Source organism: Bradyrhizobium manausense, assembly GCF_018131105.1.
Taxonomy (GTDB): Bacteria; Pseudomonadota; Alphaproteobacteria; order Rhizobiales; family Xanthobacteraceae; genus Bradyrhizobium; species Bradyrhizobium manausense_B.
The window spans coordinates 679,410-702,107 of sequence record NZ_JAFCJI010000001.1; the positions used below are offsets into that span (position 1 = coordinate 679,410).

General features: G+C 63.5%; 22 protein-coding genes. 15 read left to right on the forward strand and 7 right to left on the reverse strand.

The genetic code is table 11. The annotated features are described in order from the left end of the window. Positions 1-104 precede the first annotated feature (104 nt). Complete coding sequence (locus JQ631_RS03190; protein ID WP_212323962.1) at positions 105-884, reverse strand: SDR family NAD(P)-dependent oxidoreductase; 780 nt, start codon at positions 882-884, stop codon at positions 105-107. On the opposite strand from JQ631_RS03190, the gene JQ631_RS03195 reads away from it, so the two are divergent. The 4 genes from JQ631_RS03195 to JQ631_RS03210 are packed head-to-tail and all read left to right on the forward strand — an operon-like array spanning position 883 to position 3,280. Next, on the forward strand, positions 883-1,083 hold the full coding sequence (locus JQ631_RS03195) for a hypothetical protein (protein WP_212323964.1): 201 nt from the start codon (positions 883-885) through the stop codon (positions 1,081-1,083). The two genes, JQ631_RS03190 and JQ631_RS03195, sit on opposite strands and share 2 nt — an antisense overlap. Positions 1,084-1,128: 45 nt before the next feature. Further along, positions 1,129-1,917: an enoyl-CoA hydratase/isomerase gene (locus tag JQ631_RS03200; protein WP_212323966.1), complete on the forward strand. Its 789-nt coding sequence runs from the start codon at positions 1,129-1,131 to the stop codon at positions 1,915-1,917. Further along, entirely contained in the window at positions 1,914-2,900 is a 987-nt protein-coding gene (locus JQ631_RS03205) for a phosphotransferase family protein (protein ID WP_212323968.1), read from the forward strand. The genes JQ631_RS03200 and JQ631_RS03205 overlap by 4 nt, the downstream gene beginning before the upstream one ends. Positions 2,901-2,902: 2 nt before the next feature. Then, on the forward strand, positions 2,903-3,280 hold the full coding sequence (locus JQ631_RS03210; protein ID WP_212323970.1) for a DUF6285 domain-containing protein: 378 nt from the start codon (positions 2,903-2,905) through the stop codon (positions 3,278-3,280). A gap of 108 nt (positions 3,281-3,388) precedes the next feature. Here the strand turns inward: JQ631_RS03210 and JQ631_RS03215 are convergent, their stop codons facing one another. Next, positions 3,389-4,168, reverse strand: a complete 780-nt coding sequence (locus JQ631_RS03215; RefSeq protein WP_212323972.1) for an enoyl-CoA hydratase-related protein — start codon at positions 4,166-4,168, stop codon at positions 3,389-3,391. Between the two features lie 210 nt (positions 4,169-4,378). Here JQ631_RS03215 and JQ631_RS03220 point away from each other — a divergent pair, with 210 nt between their 5' ends. Next, positions 4,379-5,653: an acyl-CoA dehydrogenase family protein gene (locus tag JQ631_RS03220; RefSeq protein ID WP_212323974.1), complete on the forward strand. Its 1,275-nt coding sequence runs from the start codon at positions 4,379-4,381 to the stop codon at positions 5,651-5,653. 169 nt (positions 5,654-5,822) lie between these two features. Here JQ631_RS03220 and JQ631_RS03225 read toward each other — a convergent pair whose 3' ends face one another. Both JQ631_RS03225 and JQ631_RS03230 read right to left on the reverse strand, forming a co-directional pair. Next, positions 5,823-7,403 carry a fatty acid--CoA ligase gene (locus JQ631_RS03225; protein ID WP_212323977.1) on the reverse strand — a complete coding sequence of 527 codons (1,581 nt, stop codon included), beginning with the start codon at positions 7,401-7,403 and terminating at the stop codon, positions 5,823-5,825. 230 nt (positions 7,404-7,633) lie between these two features. Beyond that, entirely contained in the window at positions 7,634-8,506 is an 873-nt protein-coding gene (locus JQ631_RS03230) for an SDR family oxidoreductase (protein ID WP_212323979.1), read from the reverse strand. A 105-nt stretch (positions 8,507-8,611) separates the two neighbouring features. Here JQ631_RS03230 and JQ631_RS03235 point away from each other — a divergent pair, with 105 nt between their 5' ends. The 5 genes from JQ631_RS03235 to ppc all read left to right on the forward strand — a co-directional run bounded on the left by JQ631_RS03235 (position 8,612) and on the right by ppc (position 15,323). Beyond that, positions 8,612-9,421 (forward strand): crotonase/enoyl-CoA hydratase family protein, encoded by an 810-nt coding sequence (locus JQ631_RS03235; protein ID WP_212323981.1) that lies wholly within the window; start codon positions 8,612-8,614, stop codon positions 9,419-9,421. Positions 9,422-9,560: 139 nt separating this feature from the next. After that, positions 9,561-11,105 carry an acyl-CoA synthetase gene (locus tag JQ631_RS03240; protein WP_212323983.1) on the forward strand — a complete coding sequence of 515 codons (1,545 nt, stop codon included), beginning with the start codon at positions 9,561-9,563 and terminating at the stop codon, positions 11,103-11,105. An 18-nt stretch (positions 11,106-11,123) separates the two neighbouring features. Further along, on the forward strand, positions 11,124-11,918 hold the full coding sequence (locus JQ631_RS03245) for an enoyl-CoA hydratase/isomerase family protein (RefSeq protein WP_212323984.1): 795 nt from the start codon (positions 11,124-11,126) through the stop codon (positions 11,916-11,918). A 78-nt stretch (positions 11,919-11,996) separates the two neighbouring features. After that, positions 11,997-12,401 carry a YccF domain-containing protein gene (locus JQ631_RS03250; protein ID WP_212323985.1) on the forward strand — a complete coding sequence of 135 codons (405 nt, stop codon included), beginning with the start codon at positions 11,997-11,999 and terminating at the stop codon, positions 12,399-12,401. Between the two features lie 132 nt (positions 12,402-12,533). Continuing rightward, on the forward strand, positions 12,534-15,323 hold the full coding sequence (gene ppc, locus JQ631_RS03255; protein ID WP_212323986.1) for a phosphoenolpyruvate carboxylase: 2,790 nt from the start codon (positions 12,534-12,536) through the stop codon (positions 15,321-15,323). A gap of 120 nt (positions 15,324-15,443) precedes the next feature. On the opposite strand, the gene JQ631_RS03260 is transcribed toward ppc, so the two are convergent. Genes JQ631_RS03260 through JQ631_RS03270 form a run of 3 tightly spaced genes read right to left on the reverse strand, consistent with a single transcriptional unit; the run spans position 15,444 to position 17,920 of the window. Continuing rightward, positions 15,444-16,358 carry an SDR family oxidoreductase gene (locus JQ631_RS03260; RefSeq protein WP_212323987.1) on the reverse strand — a complete coding sequence of 305 codons (915 nt, stop codon included), beginning with the start codon at positions 16,356-16,358 and terminating at the stop codon, positions 15,444-15,446. A 5-nt stretch (positions 16,359-16,363) separates the two neighbouring features. After that, the gene (locus JQ631_RS03265) at positions 16,364-17,503 is read right to left on the reverse strand and encodes a thiolase C-terminal domain-containing protein (RefSeq protein ID WP_212323988.1); all 1,140 of its coding nucleotides are present in this window, start codon (positions 17,501-17,503) and stop codon (positions 16,364-16,366) included. Between the two features lie 3 nt (positions 17,504-17,506). After that, a complete protein-coding gene (locus tag JQ631_RS03270; RefSeq protein WP_092024334.1) occupies positions 17,507-17,920 on the reverse strand; it encodes a Zn-ribbon domain-containing OB-fold protein in 414 nt (137 codons plus the stop codon). A gap of 205 nt (positions 17,921-18,125) precedes the next feature. Here JQ631_RS03270 and JQ631_RS03275 point away from each other — a divergent pair, with 205 nt between their 5' ends. From JQ631_RS03275 to JQ631_RS03295, 5 genes are read left to right on the forward strand one after another with little or no spacing between them, the layout of a single operon-like run. After that, a complete protein-coding gene (locus JQ631_RS03275) occupies positions 18,126-19,373 on the forward strand; it encodes an amino acid ABC transporter substrate-binding protein (protein ID WP_212323989.1) in 1,248 nt (415 codons plus the stop codon). Positions 19,374-19,413: 40 nt separating this feature from the next. Beyond that, a complete protein-coding gene (locus JQ631_RS03280) occupies positions 19,414-20,340 on the forward strand; it encodes a branched-chain amino acid ABC transporter permease (RefSeq protein WP_212323991.1) in 927 nt (308 codons plus the stop codon). Next, on the forward strand, positions 20,333-21,253 hold the full coding sequence (locus tag JQ631_RS03285) for a branched-chain amino acid ABC transporter permease (protein WP_212323993.1): 921 nt from the start codon (positions 20,333-20,335) through the stop codon (positions 21,251-21,253). Before JQ631_RS03280 ends, JQ631_RS03285 begins: the two co-directional genes overlap by 8 nt. After that, entirely contained in the window at positions 21,243-21,974 is a 732-nt protein-coding gene (locus tag JQ631_RS03290; RefSeq protein ID WP_212323995.1) for an ABC transporter ATP-binding protein, read from the forward strand. The genes JQ631_RS03285 and JQ631_RS03290 overlap by 11 nt, the downstream gene beginning before the upstream one ends. Next, positions 21,964-22,683, forward strand: a complete 720-nt coding sequence (locus JQ631_RS03295) for an ABC transporter ATP-binding protein (protein WP_212323997.1) — start codon at positions 21,964-21,966, stop codon at positions 22,681-22,683. The genes JQ631_RS03290 and JQ631_RS03295 overlap by 11 nt, the downstream gene beginning before the upstream one ends. The last annotated feature ends 15 nt before the right edge of the window (positions 22,684-22,698 follow it).

Here is a 22,698-nt window from a genome sequence, read left to right on the forward strand (position 1 = left end):
TCCCCTCATTATGATTTGTAGCCCGGATGGAGCGTCGCGAAATCCGGGTCTTGCTTGGTTTTGGTGGTCCCGGATTGCGCTTCGCTCCATCCGGGCTACGAGACTCAGAACGCGGTATAGCCGCCGTCGATCACGAACGTATCGGCCGTGTGATAGGATGACGCCTTGCTCATCAGATACACCGCGATGCCACCGAAATCGCTGGCCTCGCCGAAACGGCGCACCGGAATTCGCGGCATCACGTTGGCGACGAATTTTTCGTTGGCCATGATGCCCGCGGTCATGTCGCTCTTGATCCAGCCGGGCAGGATCGCGTTTGCGGTGACGCCGTGACGGGCGAGCTCGACGCCGAGTGCGCGCACCAGCGCGTTGATGGCGGCTTTGGTCGCCGCGTAATGCTCGTTGCGCGCGGTGCCGAAGATCGAGGCGAGGCTCGACGTCGCGACCAGCCGGCCGAAGGGGTCGCCGGCGTTGGCGCGATCGGTCATGTGTCTTGCGGCAGCCTGGAACGCGTGGAACACGCCGTCGAGATTGGTCGCAAACATCGTGCGCCATTCCTCTTCGGTACGTTCGATGAATGACCTGCGGCCGCCACCGCCGATGCCGGCATTGGCAAAGCAGCCGTCGACCCGCCCGAACGTGTCGAGCGTCGCCTTCATCGCGGCGTTCACCGAAGCTGGATCGGTGACGTCGCAGACGCGGCTGTCGACCTTGCCTGACAGCCCCGCCATGCTCGCGGCGGCGGCCTTGTTCTTGTCGGCATTGCGGCCCCAGATCGAGACGTTGCAGCCCTGGCCGGCAAGCGCCTGCGCGATGCCGAGCCCGATACCGCCATTGCCGCCGGTGATCACGGCGACGCGTCCGGTGAGGTCGAAAAGGTTCATGGCGCGTTTCCTGTTTCTGGCGAGGTTTCTTGGCAGGGTTTCTTGGCAAGGTTTCTTCGCAGGGTTTCTTGGCAGGGCTTTTTGGGATGACGCGCATCAGCCGGTGCGCGCAAGATCATGCGATATGACGGTGGGGTATGCTTTGGCCACCATGGACAAGACCGCGCCAAAAATCAAATATGCGCCCGGACAAGCGTAATTCCGGTCTGCGAAACTGGCGCAGGCGGCAACTGACGAGGAAACGATGCAGTTCAAACACGTCACGCTCGAATTGGATGGTTCGGTCGCGATCCTCAGGCTCGACCATCAGGAGGTGATGAACGCCGTCTCCGTGGACATGCTGGGCGGGCTCTCCGACGCGCTCGATGCGATCGAGGAGAAGAAGGACGAGGTGCGCTGCGTCGTGCTGACCGGCGCGGGACGGGCGTTCTGCACGGGGGCGAATCTCCAGGGTCGCAACAACCAGTCGAAGAAGACCAAGGCCGGCCTGACGCTCGAGACCGGATTTCATCCCTTCCTGCGCCGCATCCGCAATCTGCATTGCCCGATCGTGACCGCGGTCAACGGTCCGGCAGCCGGCGCCGGCATGAGCTTCGCGCTGCTCGGCGACATGATTTTATGCGCGCGTTCCTCCTACTTCCTGCAGGCTTTCCGCCGCATCGGCCTGGTGCCGGATTGCGGCTCGACCTGGCTGCTGCCGCGCCTGATCGGCAAGGCGCGTTCGGTCGAATTGTCGCTGATGGGCGAGCGCCTGCCGGCTGAGAAGGCGCTGGAATGGGGGCTCGTCAACCGTGTCTATGACGACGGCGTGCTGATGGAAGAAGCGATGAAACTCGCACGCGACCTCGCCAGCGGGCCGACAATCGCATTGTCGCTGATCCGCAAGCTGTATTGGGACAGCCCCGAAAATTCCTTCGAGGACCAGCTCAACCTCGAATTCCAGTGCCAGTTGCGCGCCGGCGATACGCAGGACTTCCGCGAGGGCGTCGGCGCGTTTCTGGAGAAGCGGCCTGCGCAGTTCAAAGGCAAATGATCGAAGCGGAGCTTTCTCGCAGCGTCCAGCGCTGGTGTCCGGGTGCGACCGGTGTCACCGGCGCGGCCAAACTGTCAGGCGGCGCCAGTCAGGAAACCTGGCGCTTCGACATCGCGCATCCCGACGGACCGATCGGCGCGATCCTGCGCCGTTCGCCGAAGGGATATGGCGCGGCGCCGACGCGCGCGGCGGGTCTTGCCGCCGAAGCGCAACTGATGCAACTCGCCTACGAGGCCGGCGTGCCGTCGCCGCGCGTGATGCATGTGCTGACGCCGGACGAGGAGCTCGGCACCGGCTTCATCATGCAGCGGGTCGAGGGCGAGACCATCGCCCGCAAGATCCTGCGTGACGACGAATTCGCGGCGGCGCGGCCGCATCTCGCGCGGCAGATCGGCGGCGTTCTTGCGCGCCTGCACAGGCTGCCGCAGGACAAATTGCCCGGACTGCGCAGCCGGGGCGCGACGCAGGAGATCTCCGAGTTCGATCGCGACTATCGCAGCCTGAACTGGCCAAAGCCGGTGTTCGAGCTGGCGTTGCGCTGGCTGCGCGACCACGATCCCGGCCCTTCGGGTGAAACCACGCTGGTGCACGGCGACTTTCGCAACGGCAATCTCATCATCGGTGCAGACGGCGTCCGTGCCGTGCTTGACTGGGAGCTTGCCCATCTCGGCGATCCCATGGAGGACCTCGGCTGGGTCTGCGTCAACTCGTGGCGCTTTGGCGAGATCGACAAGCCCGTCGGCGGCTTTGGCTCGCGCGAGGATTTGTTCGCGGGCTATGAGGCCGCCGGCCGCAAGGTCGATCCGGCGCGGGTGAAATTCTGGGAAGTGATGGGCACGCTTCGCTGGGGCATCATGTGCGGCGGCATGATGCAGCGGTTCCGCGAGGGGCCGGACCATTCGATGGAGCGCGCCATGATCGGCCGCCGCGCATCCGAGACCGAGATCGATCTGTTGCGGCTGCTCGCGCCGCGCGGGAGTTGACCATGCAGGACGAACCGACACCGATCGAGTTGACCAAGGCAGTCGCCGATTTCCTCCGCAACGACATCACGCCGCTGATCTCAGGCCATCAGGCCTTCAAGCTTCGCGTGGCCATCAACATCCTCGACCTCGTCACGCGGCAGCTGACGCAGGAGGAGGGGGCCGATGCAAAGGAAGTCGAGCGGCTGCGCACGCTGCTCGGCGTCGATGGTTCGGTTACCGATCTCAACCGTGCGCTCGCCGAACGCATCGCCAAAGGCGAGGTCGATCTCGCGACATCGGGGTTGGCCGAGCATCTCTGGCAGACCACGATGGACAAGCTCGCTGTCGACCAGCCGAACTACGCGTCCTATAAGCGCGAGCTGTCGCGAGGCGGGTAGGCCTCTCCCCGTCATTGTGAGGAGCGAAGCGACGAAGCAATCCAGACTGTCTCCGCGGCGAGACTCTGGATTGCTTCGCTACGCTCGCAATGACCGACGAGTGACCTCCTACTTCCCCACCCATTTCGGCGGCCGCTTCTCCGAGAACGCCTTCGGGCCCTCGATATAGTCCTGTGAGGCCACCATGGCCTTCACCGCGGGATATTCGCGCTGCTCCTCGATTGCCTGCTCCAGCGACACGGCAAGGCCCTTCCGGATGGTCTGCTTCGAGGCCCGGATCGACATCGGCGAATTCTTGGTGATCATCTCCGCCCAGCGCAGCGCTCCCGTCAGCGCCTCGCCCTGTGGCACCACCTCGTTGACGAAGCCGAGTTCTTGGCCCTCCTTCGCACTGACATGGCGCGCAGTGAGGATCATGCCCATGGCGCGCTTCAGACCGATCTGCCGCGGCAGGCGGTGCAGACCGCCGGCGAGCGCGGCTAGGCCGACGCGCGGCTCGGGCAGGGCGAAGGTCGCATTCTCGGAGGCGATGATGAGATCGCAGGCCAGCGCGATCTCGAAACCGCCGCCCATGGCGACGCCGTTGACCGCGGCGATGATCGGCTTGTCGCAGTCGAATCGCGCAGTGAGGCCGGCAAACCCGCCCTTGTCCCAGCCGCGCTTGCCGCCGGCGGCCTGCCATTTCAGGTCGTTGCCGGCGCAGAACGCCTTGTCACCGGCGCCGGTGACGACCGCCACCCACTGCTCGGGATCGGCAGCGAAATCGTCAAACACCTTGTTGAGCTCGAAATGCGCATCGATATGCAGCGCGTTGTAGACCTCGGGGCGCGACAGCGTGATGATCGTGATCGGCCCCTTGCGTTCCACCTTTGAGAATTTCAGCTCCATCGCGCGCTCCCGCATTTTCTCGTCAAGGAATATTGGCGTCATACTACCGCGCGGCAGCGCACGAGCACCATCGAATTGCGCAACGCGCCTTGCGCGCCCGGCACGTCTCGCCTTGCTTGACTTGGAGGCGCTCTTCTCACCTTAATCGTGTGAAGCAAAACGCGTCTAGCGCCTTAACGCAAAACGATAAAATCAATCCGGGAGAGAACCGTGGATTTCTCATTGCCTGCCGATCTCGTCGCCTATCTCGGAGAGCTTGACCGTTTCATCGAACGCGAGATCAAGCCCCTGGAACAGGCCGACGACAACATCCGCTTCTTCGATCATCGCCGCGAATGGGCGCGCACGGATTTCGAGAATGGCGGCCTGCCGCGGCATGAATGGGAGCAACTGCTGCGCAAGGCCAAGGATCTCGCCGATGCCGCCGGCCATCTGCGCTTTCCGGTGTCGAAGCAATATGGCGGCAAGGACGGCTCCAATCTCTGGATGGCCGTGATCCGCGAGCATTTTGCCGCGAAGGGCCTCGGCTTGCACAATGACCTCCAGAACGAGCATTCCATCGTCGGCAACTTTCCTGTCGTCACCATGCTCGACCGCTACGGCCGCGACGACCAGAAGGCGATGATCGACGGCTCGATCAAGGGCAAGTACCGCATCACCTTTGGTCTCACCGAGCCGCATCACGGCTCTGATGCGACGCACATGGAGACGCGAGCGGTGCCGGCGACCCGCGACAACGTCAAGGGCTGGATCATCAACGGCGAGAAGATGTGGACGACGGGCATGCACGTCGCCACGCATTGCGCGCTGTTCGCGCGCACGAGCGGCAATGACGGCGATGCCCGCGGCATCACCTGCTTCCTGGTGCCGGCGAAGAGCCACGGCGTGAAGGTCGAGGAGTACATGTGGACCTTCAACATGCCGACCGACCATCCCCGGGTCAGCTTCACGGATGTGTTCGTGCCAGAGGATGCGCTGTTCGGCGAAGTCGGTCGCGGCCTGTCGCTGGCGCAGTGCTTTGTCCATCAGAACCGCATCCGCCAGGCCGCGAGCTCGCTGGGCGCCGCGGTCTACTGCATCAACGAGAGCGTGAAGTATGCGCGTGAGCGAAAGCCGTTCGGCAGGGCGCTCGCCGAGAATCAGGCGATCCAGTTCCCGCTGGTCGAGCTCGCGACGCAAGCCGAGATGCTGCGCCTGTTGATCCGCAAGACGGCCTGGGAGATGGACCAGCTCAACGAGGAGCAGATCGAGCGCACGCTCTCCGACCGCGTCTCGATGTGCAACTACTGGGCAAACCGCCTCTGCTGCGAATCGGCCGACCGCGCCATGCAGGTTCACGGGGGCATGGGCTATTCACGCCACAAGCCGTTCGAGCACATCTATCGCCACCACCGCCGCTATCGCATCACCGAGGGCAGCGAGGAAATCCAGATGAGGAAAGTGGCGGGGTTCTTGTTCGGATATATGGGGCCGGGGAAGCACTAGGCAGGATTACGAGCGCGGCGACGCAATCTGGAGTTTTTGCGTGGGGACAGTCTGGATTGCTTCGTCGCAAGTGCTCGTCGCAATGACAGCGGAGAGGCGCGCATCTGTCACCACACCGTCATTGCGAGCGCAGCGAAGCAATCCAGAGATGTCACCGCGGAGGGATTGGCTAATTCACCCGCCGATCCTTCCCCGCCCAATACGGCTCGCGCAATTGCCGCCTTAAAATCTTGCCTGACGGATTTCTCGGCAGCGCCGGCAAGAACTCCACGCTCTTCGGCGTCTTGAAGCCGGCGATGCGCTCGCGGGTGAAGTTGATGATGTCGGTGGCAGTCGCCTCCTTGCCCGGCTTCATCACCACGACGGCCTTGACCGCCTCGCCCCATTTGTCGTCGGGCACGCCGATCACGGCGGCTTCCGCGACGTCGGGATGATCGCACAGCGCGCTTTCGACCTCGGCGGGATAGATGTTCTCGCCGCCGGAGATGATCATGTCCTTGATGCGGTCGTGGATGTAGAGGTAGCCGTCCTCGTCCATGTAGCCGGCATCACCGGTGCGCAGCCAGCCGTCGCCGCGCAGCGTCGCGGCGGTGGCCTCCGGCAGGTTCCAGTAGCCGGCCATGTTGTGGGTCGAGCGCGTCGCGATCTCGCCGACCTGGCGCGGCGGCAGCGGCTTGCCGTCGGCATCGAGGATGGCGAGCTCGACGCCCGGCAGCGCCTTGCCGGCCGACCGCATCCGCTCGAGGCCCTCGACGTGGTCCTCCGGCGGCAGCGCGACAATGGTGCCGGTGGTCTCGGTCATGCCGTATAATTGCACGAAGTCGCATTTGAAAACCTCGATGCACTCCTTCAGTAGCGCTGCCGGAATCGGCGAAGCGCCGTACAACATGTATTTCAGCCGCGAGAAATCCATGGTCTTCGCGCGCGGCTGTCGCACGACGAACTGCATCGCCGCGGGTACCATGAACAGCTTTGTGATACCGAACTGCTCGAAGAAGTCGAGCACCTTGGTCGGATCGAACTCGCGGGCGATCACGCTGCGCGCACCGTGGCCGAGGCCCACCACGCCCCAGCCGGAGCCGCCGATATGGAAGATCGGCATGGCGACCAGCGAGACGTCGTCGGTCGACCATTTGTTCCATTCCGGAGTATCCGCGGCGCCGCCGGCCTGCAGCAGGCTGTCGAAGTTCGAATGCGACAGCATCGCACCCTTCGGCTTGCCGGTCGTGCCGGACGTATAGAGCTGCACCGCGATGTCGGTGACGCTGATCGGCACTTGCGGATCGTCGCCGCTCTGCGCGTCGCGCCAGGGCGTGAAATCCTGCCATTCAGGCGCGCCGCCTTCGGTGGTGATGACGGTGTGCACGCCCGGAATGTCGTTCTTGATCTGGCGCACCTGGGTGATGAATTCGGGGCCGACGAACAGCACGGGCGCCTTGCAATCGGAGACGATGAAGGCGACCTCGGGTCCGGCGAGCCGCCAGTTTACCGGCGCCATCACGATGCCGGCCTTCACGGCGCCGAGCAGCAGCTCGAAATAGATGTCGCTGTTTTTGCCGAGATAGGCGATGCGATCGCCCTTCTTCAGGCCCATCGCGAGAAGCGCGTTGGCGACCTTGCTGGTCTTGACATTGAATTCGGCGAAGGTCGTGACGCGACCCTCGAATTCGTAGGCGACGGCGTTGCCCCGGCTCGTGGCGCGGTCGCGCACCATGTCGGCGAGATTTGCCGTTGGCTGTAGCGTGGACATGTTTCTCCCGTGGCGCTTTGTTTTTATGCGAGGGAGTGTGGCGTCATCCGCGGGTGAAGACAAGGTGGGAGAGGTAAGGGAGCGCCGCTTCAACACCGTCGTCCCGGCGAAGGCCGGGACCCATAACCACTAAACGCAATTTTGCGAAGACCGGTCATGACCAATCTTCGCCAAATCAAACTCGGTGGCAATGGGTCCTGGCTTTCGCCAGGACGACGGCGGAGAGGATATCACCCCCGCTTCGCCCGATCCTTCTCATTCTGCGCCATGATGCTTTCGCGCGCTGTTTTCCAGTCGTCGTCGCTCCAGTCGCGGAGCTGGTAGAAATTGCCGCCCATGGCGAGTGCTTGTGCGCCGTCCATCGCGATGGTCTCGCCGGTGATCCAGTCGCAGCCGCCCGAGATCAGGAACACCGCGAGGTTCTGCAATTCCTCCATGGTGCCGACGCGGCCCATCGGGTTCATCGCCTTGGTGCGTGCGCCGGCCTCGTCGCCCGGCTTGATGCGCTTGCTCATGCCCTCGGTCGGGATCTCGCCCGGCGCGATCGTATTGAGACGGATGCCGTGACGACCCCATTCGGTTGCCAGCGACATCGTCATGGCGTGGATGGCCGACTTGCTCATCGCCGACGGCACCACATAGGGCGACCCGTTGCGCACCCAGGTCACGGTAATCGACACGACGTTGCCGGGCTGCTTCAGGGCGATCCAGCGCTTGCCGACCGCATGGGTCACGTAGAACGTGCCGTGCATGACGATGTTGGCGACGGCGTCGAAGCCGCGCGGCGACAGCTCCTCGCTGCGCGAGATGAAATTGCCGGCGGCGTTGTTGATGAGATCGGTCAGCGGCGCATCACGGAAGATGTTGTCGACCATCTCCTCGACCGCGAGCGCATTGCGGATGTCGACACCATGACTGGTGACGCGGCCGCCATACTGATCCATCAGCTCGGTTGCGGTCTCATCGCAGACGATCTTGCGTCGGCCGCAGATATGCACTTCAGCGCCGAGCTGGAGAAAGCGCGCGGCCATCGACTTGCCGAGCCCTGTACCGCCGCCGGTCACGAGAATGCGCCGCCCAGCCAGAAGATTTTCCTTGAACATGGCTGTTTCTCCCGTACGGATTGTCAGTTAATTGGTCGATTGACTAAATCCGGCCGTCAGCTTTCTGTAAAGCGGCACCGAACAAGAACAGGGGAGAATTCATCCATGGAAGAGCGCGTCTCGATCTCGATCTCGGAAGGCGTCGCCGACGTGCGCCTGGTGCGCGCGGACAAGATGAATGCGCTCGATCAGGCCATGTTCGAGGCCCTTGTTGCGGCAACCGAGCGGCTTTCGAAGGAAAAGGGCGTGCGTGTCGTCGTGCTGTCAGGCGAGGGGCGCGCGTTCTGCGCCGGTCTCGACATGGGGCGTTTTGCCGCCATGAAGGAGGGCGGCGGCAACGGAATTCCGGGTGGTGAAAATCGCGATCTCACCAAGCGGACGCATGGCCAGGCGAACTTCCCGCAACAAGCGGTATGGGGATGGCGACAGCTGCCGGTTCCGGTGATCGCGGCGATCCAGGGTGTTGCGTTCGGCGGCGGATTCCAGCTCGCGCTCGGCGCCGACATGCGCTTCCTTGCGCCCGACGCACGGATGTCGATCATGGAAATCAAGTGGGGCCTCGTTCCTGACATGGCGGGCACGCCGATCCTGGCCTCACTGGTGCGCGACGATATCCTGCGCGATCTCACCTACACCGGTCGGATCTTCTCGGCGCAGGAGGCGATGACGTATGGCCTCGCCACGCGCATCTGCGACGATCCGCGCGCAGCGGCTCTCGAGGTCGCACGCGAGATCGCCGGCAAGAGCCCCGATGCGATCCGCGCGGCAAAACGCTTGCTCAACAATCTCTCGGTGGATCCTGGTCCGGCGCTGCTCGCGGAATCCGTCGAGCAGCAGAAGCTGATCGGCAGTGCGAACCAGACCGAAGCGGTGCGCTCGAATCTCGAAAAGCGCGCGGCGAAGTATGCGGATTGAGCTTCTCCGTCATGGCCGGGCTCGTCCCGGCCATCCACGTTCTTGGCCCAAGGCGACAAAGCAAGGACGTGGATCACCGGGACAAGCCCGGTGATGACGACTAACGAAGACTGTCGTTGAACAACAAAGAAAAACAAAAATGAGCGAAACGTCCCCATTCCTCGGCATCGTTTCCGGCGAGCGCCGCCGTACCCACACCGAGGTCGCGGCCCGCGCTGATCGCATCGCGTCGGGCCTCGCCATGTCAGGCGTCAAGCAAGGCGATTGCGTCTGCATGCTGATGCGCAACGACATCGCCTTCCTCGAAGCCGCCTACGCCGCGATGCGGTTGGGCGCCTATGGCGTTCCGATCAACTGGCACTTCAAGCCGGAGGAGATCAACTACATCCTTGGTGACACCGGCACATCCGTGCTGATCGGACATGCCGACATGCTGCACGCCCTGCGCGATGCGATTCCGAAGGGCGTCACCGTGCTCAGCGTACCGACACCTCCAGAGATTTTGAACAACTACAAGATCGATCCCGATCATCTGAAGACGCCGGACTTCGCGATCGATTTCGAATCCTGGCTCGCGCAACACCAGCCGTATGACGGCCCGGTGGTGCCGCAGCCGATGAACATGATCTACACGTCGGGCACGACAGGCCATCCCAAGGGCGTGCGGCGCAATGCCCCGACATCGGATCAGCAGGCCGCCGGCGAGCGCATGCGCGCGATGATCTACGGGCTGAAGCCCGGCGCCCGCGCGATCCTGCCGGGGCCGCTTTATCATTCGGCGCCGAACTCGTTCGGCATCCGCGCCGGCAAGCTCGACGGCGCGCTGGTGCTGATGCCGCGCTTCGAGCCGGAAGAATTTCTCCAACTGATCGAGCGGTACAAGATCGACACCATCTTCATGGTGCCGACCATGTTCATCCGCCTGATGAGATTGCCGGAGGAGGTCCGCCGGAAATACGACGTCTCCTCGCTGCGTCACATCATTCACGCTGCTGCGCCATGCCCGGCGGACGTCAAGCGCGCCATGATCGAATGGTGGGGCCCGGTGATCTACGAGTTCTACGGCTCGACCGAATCCAGCGCCGTCACGTTTGCGACGTCTGAGGACGCGCTGAAGAAGCCCGGCACGGTCGGCAAGATTTCGCCCGGCGCCGAGCTGCGGTTCATCGGCGATGACGGCCGCGTGCTCGGCGTGGGCGAGATCGGGGAGATCTATTCCCGCATGGCCGGGATGGCGGACTTCACCTACCACAACAAGCCGGAGAAACGCTCGGAGATCGACCGCGACGGTTTCATCACGTCCGGCGATGTCGGCTACATCGACGAGGACGGCTACGTCTTCATCTGCGACCGCAAGCGTGACATGGTGATCTCGGGCGGCGTCAATATCTATCCGGCCGAGATCGAGTCTGTGCTGCACGCCGTATCAGGCGTGCATGATTGCGCGGTGTTCGGCATCCCAGACGCCGAGTTCGGTGAAGCGCTGATGGCGGTGGTCGAGCCGCAGCCGGGCGTCGCGCTCGATGCCAATGATGTGCGCGCAAGGCTGAAGACGTCGCTCGCCGATTACAAAGTCCCAAAACACATCGAGATCCGTACCGGACTTCCGCGCGAAGATTCGGGAAAGATCTTCAAACGCCGCCTTCGCGATCCCTATTGGGAGCAGGCCGGCCGCAAGATCTGACAATTCGAGGAGCGACAAATGACCGACCTGGCGAAAGAAGTCCTCTACGAGGTCGCAGACCACATCGCGACGGTCACGCTGAATGCGCCGGAGCGCATGAACACCATCTCCGGGCCGATGTTGAACGACCTCGCCCGGCTGCTGACCGAAGCCAATGAGGACAAGAACGTCCGCGTCGTGATCCTCACCGGCAAGGGACGAGCGTTCTGCGCGGGCCTTGATCTGCGCAAGGAACGCGACGGCAATGGCCTGAGCGCGGCGTCCTCGCCGACCACGATCAACCTGCGCAACACGCCGCCCACGGTCTTGCAGGCGATGGACAAGCCGACCATCTGCGCCGTCAACGGCGGCGCGGCCGGCTACGGCATGGACACCGCGCTCGGCTGCGACATCCGCATCATGGCGGAATCCTCAAAGCTCGCCGCCGCCTTCGTCAAGCGCGGCGTCGTGCCGGAATCCGGCGGCACCTGGCTGTTGCCGCGCATGCTCGGCTGGGCCAAGGCCTCCGAGCTGATCTTTACCGGCCGCACGCTCAGCGCGCGCGAGTGCCTGGATTGGGGCCTCGCCAACGAGGTCGTGCCCGATGCCGAACTGATGAACCGCGCCACCGCCATCGCCCGCGAGATCGCCGCCAACGCGCCGCTGGCGGTGCAGGCCTCCAAGCGCATGATGCGGATGGGCCTCAACGAGAATTTTCACGACCATGTCCACCACGTCTATCTCCAGCTGCTTCCGCTGTTCAAGACGCAAGATATGGCCGAGGGCATGAAGGCCTTCATGGAGAAGCGCGAGCCGAAATTCGAGGGACGCTAGCGGTCGTTCGCCTGCGCTGTCTTCGCAGCGACGGATTTCGCGCCTATATAGACGGGCTCATCCACGTTGGATCATCCCATGGCCCCCGTTTCCATCCTGCTCAACGTGATCTGGATCCTCATCGGTGGTGCCTGGATGGCATTCGGCTGGCTGGTGGCATCCATCATCATGGCCATCACGATCATCGGCCTGCCCTGGGCGCGGGCGGCGTTCAACATCGCCGTCTATGCCCTGCTGCCTTTCGGCTCGCGCGCGGTCAGCCGTGACGAGGTCTCCGGCCTGGGCGATATCGGCACCGGTCCGCTCGGGGTGATCGGCAATCTCATCTGGCTCTTGCTGGCCGGCTGGTGGCTGGCGCTCGGTCATGTCCTGACAGCCGTGATCTACGCCATCACCATCATCGGCATCCCCTTCGCCTGGGCCCATTTGAAGCTCGCGGGCATCGCGCTCTGGCCGATCGGCAAGGTGATCGTGCCGGCCTGACCTGCCGGGCGCTAGCCAGCCCGGCGCCCTGTCAGTGTGCACCGCCCCCAACTTCATCTTGCGCTGCGGCAAAAAACTTGCACACTCGGCCCCGCAGGGGAGCCATTGGGAGCTCTACAAGAGGAGCGAGCCATGTCCCTCCAGACCGTACCTTCAGACGCCACCGATCTTCGCCCGAACCGGCCTGAGGACGTCCAGGCGCAGGAGGCAGACGCGCGGCTGCGCGACGATATTCGTCTGCTCGGGCGTATCCTGGGCGACACGGTGCGCGACCAGGAGGGCGCTGAATTGTTCGACCTGGTCGAGCGTATCCGGCAGACCTCGATCCGGTTCCACCGCGACGAGGATCGGGTTGCCCGGCGTGAACTCGAGCAAATCCTCGACAGCATGTCGACCTCGGAGACGGTCCGGATCGTCCGTGCCTTCAGCTATTTCTCCCATCTCGCCAACATCGCCGAGGACCAGAACAACATCCGCCAGATGCGCGCCGGCAAGAACGGCGGCTCCGGCGTCCTGGCGGAGACGCTCGCCAAGGCCAGGGGCGCAGGAATCGGCACCGATGCGTTGCGCAGGTTCTTCAAGAGCGCGCTCGTCAGCCCGGTGCTGACGGCGCATCCGACCGAAGTGCGCCGCAAGAGCACGATGGACCGCGAGATGGAGGTCGCCGCGCTGCTCGACCGCCGCGAGCGCGTCGCACTGACCGCGGACGAAGCCGCCGCCAGCGACGAGCAGCTTCGGCGCGAGGTGCTGACCCTGTGGCAGACCAACCTGCTGCGCCGGACCAAGCTCACCGTGCTCGACGAGGTCGCCAACGGCCTGTCGTTCTACGATTACACCTTCCTTCGCGAGGTGCCGCGGCTGGTGAACCTGCTGGAAGACCGGCTGGAGGAGGGCGGCGAGCAGGCCGCCAGCGAGCTCGCCTCTTTCCTGCGCATGGGCAGCTGGATCGGCGGCGACCGCGACGGCAATCCCTTCGTCACCGCCGACGTCATGCGCGGCACGCTGCGGCTGCAGTCGAGCCGGGTGATGCAGTTCTATCTGGAAGAGCTGCACGTGCTCGGCTCGGAATTGTCGATCGCGGCCCACCTCGCCGACGTGTCCGAAGAACTACGGACGCTGGCGGAGCGCTCGCCGGACACCTCGCCGCACCGGAGCGGCGAGCCTTATCGCCTCGCGGTCTCCGGCATCTATGCACGCCTGACCGCGACGGCCGAAAAGCTCGAGGTCGAGATCACCCGTCGTCCCGTCGGCAAGGGCGCGCCCTATCAGAGTGTCAAGGAGCTGCAAGCCGATCTCGACGTGCTGCACCGCTCGCTGATCTCCAACAACGCCCGCGTCATCGCGCGTGGCCGGCTGCGATTGTTGCGCCGCGCGGTGGATTGTTTCGGCTTCCATCTGGCGCGGCTCGACATCCGCCAGAATTCGGCGGTGCATGAGCGCACCATCGCCGAGCTGATGGATGCGGCGAACCCCGGCATGTCCTATCTCGCACTCGGCGAGGAGGCGCGCATCTCGCTGCTCACCAACGAGTTGCGCTCGACGCGCGCGCTGGTCTCGCCGTTCGTCAAATACAGTGACGAGACCATGGGTGAGCTCAACGTCTTCCATGCTGCAGCAGAAGCGCATGCGCGTTTCGGCTCGGACGCGATCCCCCAATGCATCATCTCGATGTGCAAGGGCATGTCCGACATGCTCGAGGTGGCGGTGTTGCTGAAGGAGGTCGGCCTTGTCCACCCCTCCGGCCGCAGCGCCATCAACATCGTGCCGCTGTTCGAGACCATCGAGGATTTGCAGGCGTCGTCCGGCATCATGGACCGCATGCTGTCGCTGCACGATTATCGCCGCCTGGTCGACAGCCGCGGCAGCGTGCAGGAGGTCATGCTCGGCTATTCCGACTCGAACAAGGATGGCGGTTTCGTCACCTCGGGCTGGGAGCTCTACAAGGCCGAGATCGGTCTCGTCGATGTGTTCGAGCGGCACGGCGTCCGCTTGCGCCTGTTCCACGGCCGCGGTGGCTCGGTCGGCCGCGGCGGCGGTCCGAGCTATGACGCTATCGTTGCGCAGCCGGGCGGGGCCGTGAATGGCCAGATCCGCATCACCGAGCAGGGCGAGATCATCTCGTCGAAGTATTCCAACGCCGAAGTCGGCCGCAACAATCTCGAGATCCTGGCGGCTGCGACGCTGGATGCGAGCCTGTTGCAGCCGAGCCAGAGCGCGCCCCGCCGCGAATATCTCACCGCGATGGACGAATTGTCGAACCTCGCCTTCAAGGCCTATCGCGGCCTGGTCTACGAGACCGACGGTTTTGTCGACTATTTCTGGTCCTCGACCGTGATCAACGAGATTGCGACGCTGAACATCGGCAGCCGTCCGGCCTCGCGCAAGAAGACCCGCGCGATCGAGGATCTGCGCGCGATCCCCTGGGTGTTCTCCTGGGCGCAGTGCCGCCTGATGCTGCCGGGCTGGTACGGCTTTGGCAGCGCGGTCGAGCAATGGATCGCGGAGCATCCGGACAAGGGCATGCCGTTCCTGAAGGAGCTCTACAAGGAATGGCCGTTCTTCCGCATGCTGCTGTCAAATATGGACATGGTGCTTGCGAAAAGCTCGATCGCGATCGCCTCGCGCTATGCCGAACTTGTACCTGACGAGGCGCTCCGCGAAAAAATCTTCGGACGCATCCGCCGCGAATGGCATTCCTGCATCGAGACGCTGCTGGACATCATGGGGCAGGACCGGCTGCTGCAAGGCAATCCGCTGCTGGAGCGCTCCGTGCGCCACCGCTTTCCCTATCTCGATCCGCTCAACCACGTGCAGGTCGAACTCCTGCGCGAGCACCGCGCGCAAAACCCGGACGAGCAGGTGCTGCGCGGGATTCAGTTGACGATCAACGGCATCTCGGCGGGATTGCGGAATACGGGATAGGGGCGGCCCCTTAGCCGTCATGCCCGGGCTTGTCCCGGGCATCTACGTCTTTCTATGTGCGTGGCGGCGCGTGGATGGCCGGGTCAAGCCCGGCCATGACGCGAGGAGAGAGTGCGACCCTTACACCGGATCCCACGGGAAGATGTCGGCGGAGCGGTCGAGCTTGTAGAACGAGCCCTTCAGCGCCGGCATGCCGTGCTCCGCGATCGTCTGTGGCGTCCAGCCTTCGCTGCGATGGACCGAGCGCAGCGGGCGGTTCTGGCTGAACAGGAACAGCTCGTTCATGCGCGCGCCGAAGATTTGCCCGGAGACGTCCTTGGCGGCATCGGAGAGCAGATAGGCGCAGATCGGCGCGATCTTCTCGGGACCCATCTGCTTGATCTTCTCGACACGCGCCTTCTCGGCCTCGGTCTCGGTCGGAATGGTGCCGATCATGCGGGTCCAGGCGAACGGCGAGACGCAATTCGAACGGACATTGAAGCGGCCCATGTCGAGCGCGATCGACTTCGACAGCCCGATGATGCCGAGCTTGGCCGCCGCGTAGTTGGCCTGGCCAAAGTTACCGATCAGGCCGGACGTCGAAGTGAAATGCACGAAGGAGCCGCTCTCCTGCTCGCGGAAGATGCGGGCCGCGGCGTGGCTGACATAGAACGAGCCCATCAGATGGACCTTGATGACGGCCTCGAACGCTTCCACGCTCATCTTGTGGAAGATCATGTCGCGCAGGATGCCGGCATTGTTGACGACGCCGTCGAGCCGGCCGAAATGATCGGTCGCGGTTTTCACGATCTTGCTGGCGGGAACGGCTTCCGCGACTGATTCGAAATTGGGGACGGCAACGCCGCCGCGCTTCTTGATCTCGTCGACGACTTCTTCAGCCGGCGTCGCGCTCGAACCGGCGCCGTCGGCGGCCCCGCCGGGATCGTTGACGACGACCTTGGCGCCCTCCGCCGCGCAGAGCAGCGCAATCTCGCGCCCGATGCCGCGGCCTGCGCCGGTGACGATGATGACCTTGTCCTGCAGTGACTTTGCCATGTGGATTACCTCTCGTTCGTAAACACGATCGTGCCCGACGCGGCGAACATGCCGCCGACGCCGTGGCACACTGAAATCTTCGCGTTGGCGACCTGCGCCGGCGCGATGCCGCGCATCTGCCGCACGCTCTCCTGGAGCGCGTACATGCCGTACATGCCCGAATGCATGTAGGAGAGGCCGCCGCCATTGGTGTTGAGCGGCAGCTTCCCGCCGGGCCGCGTGTTGCCGTCCGCGATGAACCTGCCGGTTTCTTCATGCGGCATGAAGCCGAGATCGCCGAGACCGTACAGGGGCAGATGCGCGAACGCATCGTAGATCATCAAATGATCGACGTCCTTGTGAGCGATGCCGGCCTCCTTGAAGGCCAGCGGCCCCGCGGTCTTGAACGCGCGCGAGGAGTTGAACGTCTCCATCTGGCTGACCATCGGCGTCTCCACGCTCTCGCCGGTGCCCATGATGTAGACGGGCTTGCGCGGGAAATCCCTGGCACGGTCGGCCGAGGTCAGGATCAGCGCGCCGCCGCCGTCGGTGACGAGGCAGCACTGCAGCAGTCGGAACGGATAGGCGATCATGCGCGAATTGAGGACGTCGGCGACCGTGATCGGGTCCTTCATCATCGCGCGCGGATTCTTGGCCGCCCATTCGCGTTGCACGACCGCGACCGAGGCGAGCTGCTCATGCGTGATGCCGTAGGTCTTCATGAAGCGCAGCACGGGGATCGGGAACATGCTGGGCGGGCCGTAGACGCCATAAGGCGCCTCGAACTGGCCCTGCAGGCTGTCGGCGGGGATCGAGCGCGGCGCCTTGCCGATCATCGACTTGCCGCTCTCGGCATGCGTGATCAGCACGGTCTTGCAGAGGCCGGCCTCGATCGCTGCCGCCGCGTGGCGGACGTGCAGCATGAAGGAGCAGCCGCCAACCGAGGTGCCGTCGACCCAGGTCGGCTTGATGCCGAGATAGTGGCAGACCTGCTGCGGCGTCTCGACCGCGGTTGCAAAGCCGTCGATGTCGGACAGTTTCAGACCGGCATCGGCAATAGCGTTGAGCGCCGCATCCGCGTGAAGCTGGAGTTGTGACATGTTGGGGATGACGCCGAGCTCGGTGGTCTCGGCCGCGCCGACGACGGCAACCTGGTTCTTGCGCATGGTCTACCCCTTCGCCGGACGGAACACGGGGAGGGTGATCTTGTCGTCGAGCGCCTCGAAGGCGACCTCGAGCTTCATGTCGAGTTCGAGCGCCTCCGGCGTCTGCGGACAGTCGATGATGTTGCTCATCATCCGCGGCCCTTCTGCGAGCTCAACCACGGCGATTGCGTAGGGCGGCGTGAAACCGGGCGCGGCGGGACGATGGTTGATCACGTAGCTGTAGAGGAAGCCCTTGCCGCTCGCCTTGAAGATGCTGACCTTGCGCGAGGCGCAGGACGGGCAGAACGGGCGCGGTGGAAAATAGACATGCGCACAGGCATCGCAGCGTTGCAGGCGCAATTCGCCCGCTTTCGCGCCGTCCCAGAAATGCTGGGTTTCCGGTGTCGGTTTCGGTCGCGCGCGCTGCGGTTCGGCCATGTCGGCAGTTCCTCCCAAAGGCGAAGCTTGATACTCGCCCGTTTTGATCTTGATGCGCCAATTGACTATCGCGCGTCAACGGTCCAGCACAGAGCCCTGCGCGTCATGTATTCCACCATGCGCACAATTGCGGTTGGCGTGCTTGTGTGTCAGTAGGGCCGCACGGTACATAGGTGCCGAGACAAGAAGAGATCGGGAGGATTCCATGTTGAGAACACTGGGCGTTGCGCTGATTGCAGGTCTGACCTTCGCTGCTCCGGCCCTTGCTGCGGACGCGCCGGCCGAGATCAAGATCGGCACGCTCTACGCGTCGAGCGGACGCTATGCCTCGATCTCGATGCCGGTTCACTACGGATTGAAGCTGTGGGTCGAACAGAAGAACGCCGAAGGCGGCGTCTATGTGAAGGCGTTCGACAAGAAGATCCCGATCAAGCTCGTTGCCTATGACGACCAGAGCAACACGGCGACCGCGGCCACATTGTACAATCAGCTGATCACCCAGGATAAGGTCGATCTTCTGGTCGCCGATTCCGGTTCCGTGCTGACCGCGCCGGCCGTCGCGATTGCCCGCGACCACAAGATGTTCCTGTTCGACCAGACCGGCACCGGCGCCAGCTTCTTCTCCAAGGACAATCCGTACATCGCCCTGATGGCCGATCCGGTGTCGACCATCTGGCCGAAGCCGGTCGCCGATTTCGTCTCGCATGACGGACCCGGCCTCGGCATCAAGAAGATCGCGATCCTTTACTCCACCAACGAGTTCACGGGCACGCAGGCCAACGCCTTCCGCAAGTTCGTCAAGGATTCGGGCGCGCCGATCGAGATCGTCTACGATCAGGGCGTTCCGACCGAGACGACCAACTACACGGTCATCATCAACAACATTGCCAATACGAACCCCGACGCGGTGATTCACTTCGGTTATGCGCCGAACGACATTGCGTTCCTTCGCAACGCCCAGGATGTCGGCGCCAACTTCAAGATGCTGTTCTCGATCTACGCGGGCCTCGAGACCGAGTTGCTCGAAAAGAACGTCGGCGAGAAAGGCCTCGAGCACGTCTTCACCTACGTCCCGCCGCAGGAGCTGAAATATCCCGTGAACTTCGGCATGAGCATGGACGAGTACAAGGCGGCCTGGGACAAGAAGTATACCGACGGCAAGGTCGAGTTCGGCTTCAACTCGGTCGCCGGATATACGACGGCTCTCGTGATCGAAAAGACCTTGTCGGTCGCGACCAGCCTCGATCAGCTCGAATTGCGCAAGGCGACCTTCAGCCTCTCCAATCAACTGAAGACGCTGGACGGCACGTTCGCGCTTGACGAGATGGGCGGCCAGATCGGCGAGCTCACGCCGCTTGGACAACTCGAACTCAACGATCACGGCCACGTCAAGTTCATCTCGATCTATCCTCACGAGACGGCGACCGGAAAGCCGGTCTATCCGCGTCCATGATGCGGAACTCTGCTGAGCGAGACCCGGGAGTCGGCTGCTGATGTTGACCTACGCATTGGTCGCCGGCGTTCTGTTCGGGCTGTATTTCAGCCTGGTCGGTATGGGGCTCAATCTCGTCTTCGGCGTCATGCGCATCGTCAATCTTGCGCATGGCGACGTCCTGATGCTCGGCGCCTTCGTGGCGCTGGGCGTTGTCACCCTGGCCGGAATTGACCCGCTGTTCGCGGTGCCTTTGGCATTCGTGGTGTTCCTGCTCGTCGGCACGCTGCTCTATTGGGTGCTGGTGCCGCGGCTGCAGGGGTCCGCAAATCCGGAGATGCTGTCGATCATCCTGTTCTTCGGCCTGTCGCAAGTGGTCGAAGCCATCACCACGATCTTCGCCGGCACCAGCGAGCGCTCGATCCAGAGCCGGCTGCTCGGCACGGTCTTCTCGACCATCAAGGTGCAGCTGTTCGGCGGCAAGCCAGGTGCGAGCGGCCCCATCCGCATCCTCGGCCAGGGATTTCCTGCGCCCTGGGTGATCGCGGCAGGAACGAGCCTGGTCGCGATAGGTCTTGTCTACATCTATCTCTATCGCACGCGGCTCGGCACTCTGACGCGCGCCGTGATGTCGCGACGCGACGAGGCGCTGGCGTCGGGAATCGACGTCGATCGCGTGTCGGCCGCGGCGTTCGGAATCGGGCTCGGGCTCGCCGCGGTTGCGGGTGTGTTTGCGCCGTTCATGTTCGGCTCGATCACGCCGGCATTCGGTGCGGACGCGACGGTGACCTCGTTTGCGATCGTCGTGCTGGGTTCGCTCGGTAATCCGCTTGGCACCGCTCTTGGTGGTGTCGTCTATGGCGTCTGCTACATGCTGGTGCAGACCTATCTCAGCTCATGGGCCGATCTTCTGCCCTATGTGCTGCTGATCCTGATCCTCTTGCTACGTCCGAGCGGCCTGCTTGGAAGGCGGGTGCGCGTTGCCTAATGCCGTCAAGCACATGCTGTTCATTCTGGTGCCGCTGATCGCCGTGTTTGCGATCCTGCCTGGCGTCTACCAGAACCATCTGCTGCTGTTCAATTTCGTCACGTTCCTGATCCTCGCTCAGGGCGTCAACATCATCTATGGTTTCACCGGCTATCTGCCTTTCGGTTACGTCGGCTTCTTCGGAGCTGGTGCTTACGGTTTTGCGGTGCTGGTGATGCATTACCAGTCACCCGCAATCGTGGCGGTGCTGGCGGCGGGGCTGGTCGCCGTTCTGCTCGGCCTTCTGCTGACGCCATTGTTGCGGCTGTCGGGCGCCTATTTTGCGATTGCCAATCTCGCTGCGTCACTGGCCGTGCTGCATTTCGTCGCCAACCCGGCCCTGGAGGGCATTACCAAGGGGCCGTATGGGGTATCGCTGACGGGCACGTTCAACCCGACGGACGCCTACTATGCGGCCCTGGTCGTATTGGCGTTGACGGTGGGCGGCGTTGTCTTTCTGAAGAACTCGAGCTTCGGGCTTGCGTTGCAGGCCGTTCGCGAAGATGCGGTGAGCGCGTCGATGTCCGGGGTCAACGTCGTCAAGATGCGCATCGCCGCATGGCTCGCGTCCGCGCTCGTGGCAGGGCTCGCCGGTGGCATCTATGCCTGGTACGTCTCGGTGTTCTATCCCGATAACGTCTTCAGTGGCGATTTCAGCATCTTCGCGATCGTCTTCGCGCTGTTCGGCGGTGTCGCGACGATCTCCGGACCGATCATCGGCGTCCTGATCCTGTACGGCGTCTACAATCTGATCGGGTTCACGACCCCGCAATATTTCCAGCTCATCTACGGTCTTCTCATCATGGGACTGGTGTTGTTCCTTCCGGCGGGGCTTGTCTCGCTGGCGACGCGAAGGGGCTGGAATGTCCCCTGATACGAAACCCATTCTCAGCGTCCGCAAGCTGGTGAAACGCTTTGGCGGCTTCGTCGCGCTCGATGGGCTGAGCTTTCATGCCGCGCCCGGTGAAGTGTTGGGGCTGGTCGGTCCGAACGGATCGGGCAAGACCACGGCCATCAACGTGATATCGGGTCTCTACGCACCCGATGGCGGGGAGGTCGTGTTCGACGACGTCTCCATCGGCGGCGTTGCGTCCCACAGGCTGGTCCATCGCGGCATCAACCGGACTTTCCAGGTGCCGAAACCGTTCATGTCACTGACCGTGCGCGAGAACGTCAGGGTCGCCTTGGCCTACGGCCATATCGGTGGAACGCCGCCGACGCTCGATGCGCTGCTCGACGAATATCGCCTGTCCGCCGTCGCCGATCGTCCGGCAGCCGATCTCAACAGCGCGCAGCAGAAGATGCTGGATCTCGTCCGCGCGCTGGCGACGCGACCGCGCCTGCTGCTGCTCGACGAGCTCGCCGCGGGGCTCAATCCCGCCGAGCTCGACTGGATTGCCGAACGGATCAAGCAACTCGCGGCAGGCGGCATGTCGATCATCGTCGTCGAGCATCTGATGGGATTCATCGAGCACATCACCGATCGCGTCATCGTTCTCAATGCCGGCAAGGAAATCTTCGAGGGCAAGCTCGCTGCAGCCGTGAAGGAACCGCAGGTGATCGAGGTATTCCTGGGAGGCGAGCATGCCGCCTGAATCAATGCCTCTTCTCCACGCAGCAGGCGTCGATGCGGGCTACGGCACCATGCAGGTGCTGTGGGGCGTCGATCTCGATGTCAAACCCGGCGAGACGGTCCTGCTGCTCGGCGCCAACGGTGCCGGCAAGACCACGTTCCTGAAATCGCTGGTTGGGTTGGTCGAGGCCCGCCGCGGCAGCGTCGCGCTGGCCGGGCGGGATATCGCGCATATGCGCTCGAGCGAGCGGATGAAGCTCGGCATGACCTACATGTCGGAGCTTGCGGTGTTTCCGGACCTGTCGATCGAGGAGAACATTCTGGTCGGCGCTCAGGCGCTGGGACATGCCAATCCCCGCCGGCGCCTCGACGAACTCTACGGCCTCTTTCCCGTTCTGCGTGACAAGCGCCGCGACGCGGCCTCCAGCCTGTCGGGCGGGCAGCGCAAGATGCTCGGGATCGCCAAGGCGCTCGCGGCCGAGCCGAAGCTTCTCGTCATGGACGAGCCTTCGGCGGGGCTGTCGCCGCTCTTCGTCAAAGAGGTGATCCGCATTCTGAACGGCTTGCAGGGGCGCGGCATGGCGCTTCTGATCGCCGAGCAGAATATCGGTTTCCTTGAAGTGGCAACACGCGTATTTGTTCTGGAAGGCGGGCGCATTCGCTTTTCCGGCACGGTTGCCGAGATGACCGACAACGAGGCGCTGCGGCGCGCCTATTTTGGATTGAAATAGCGCGGTAAATTTTTG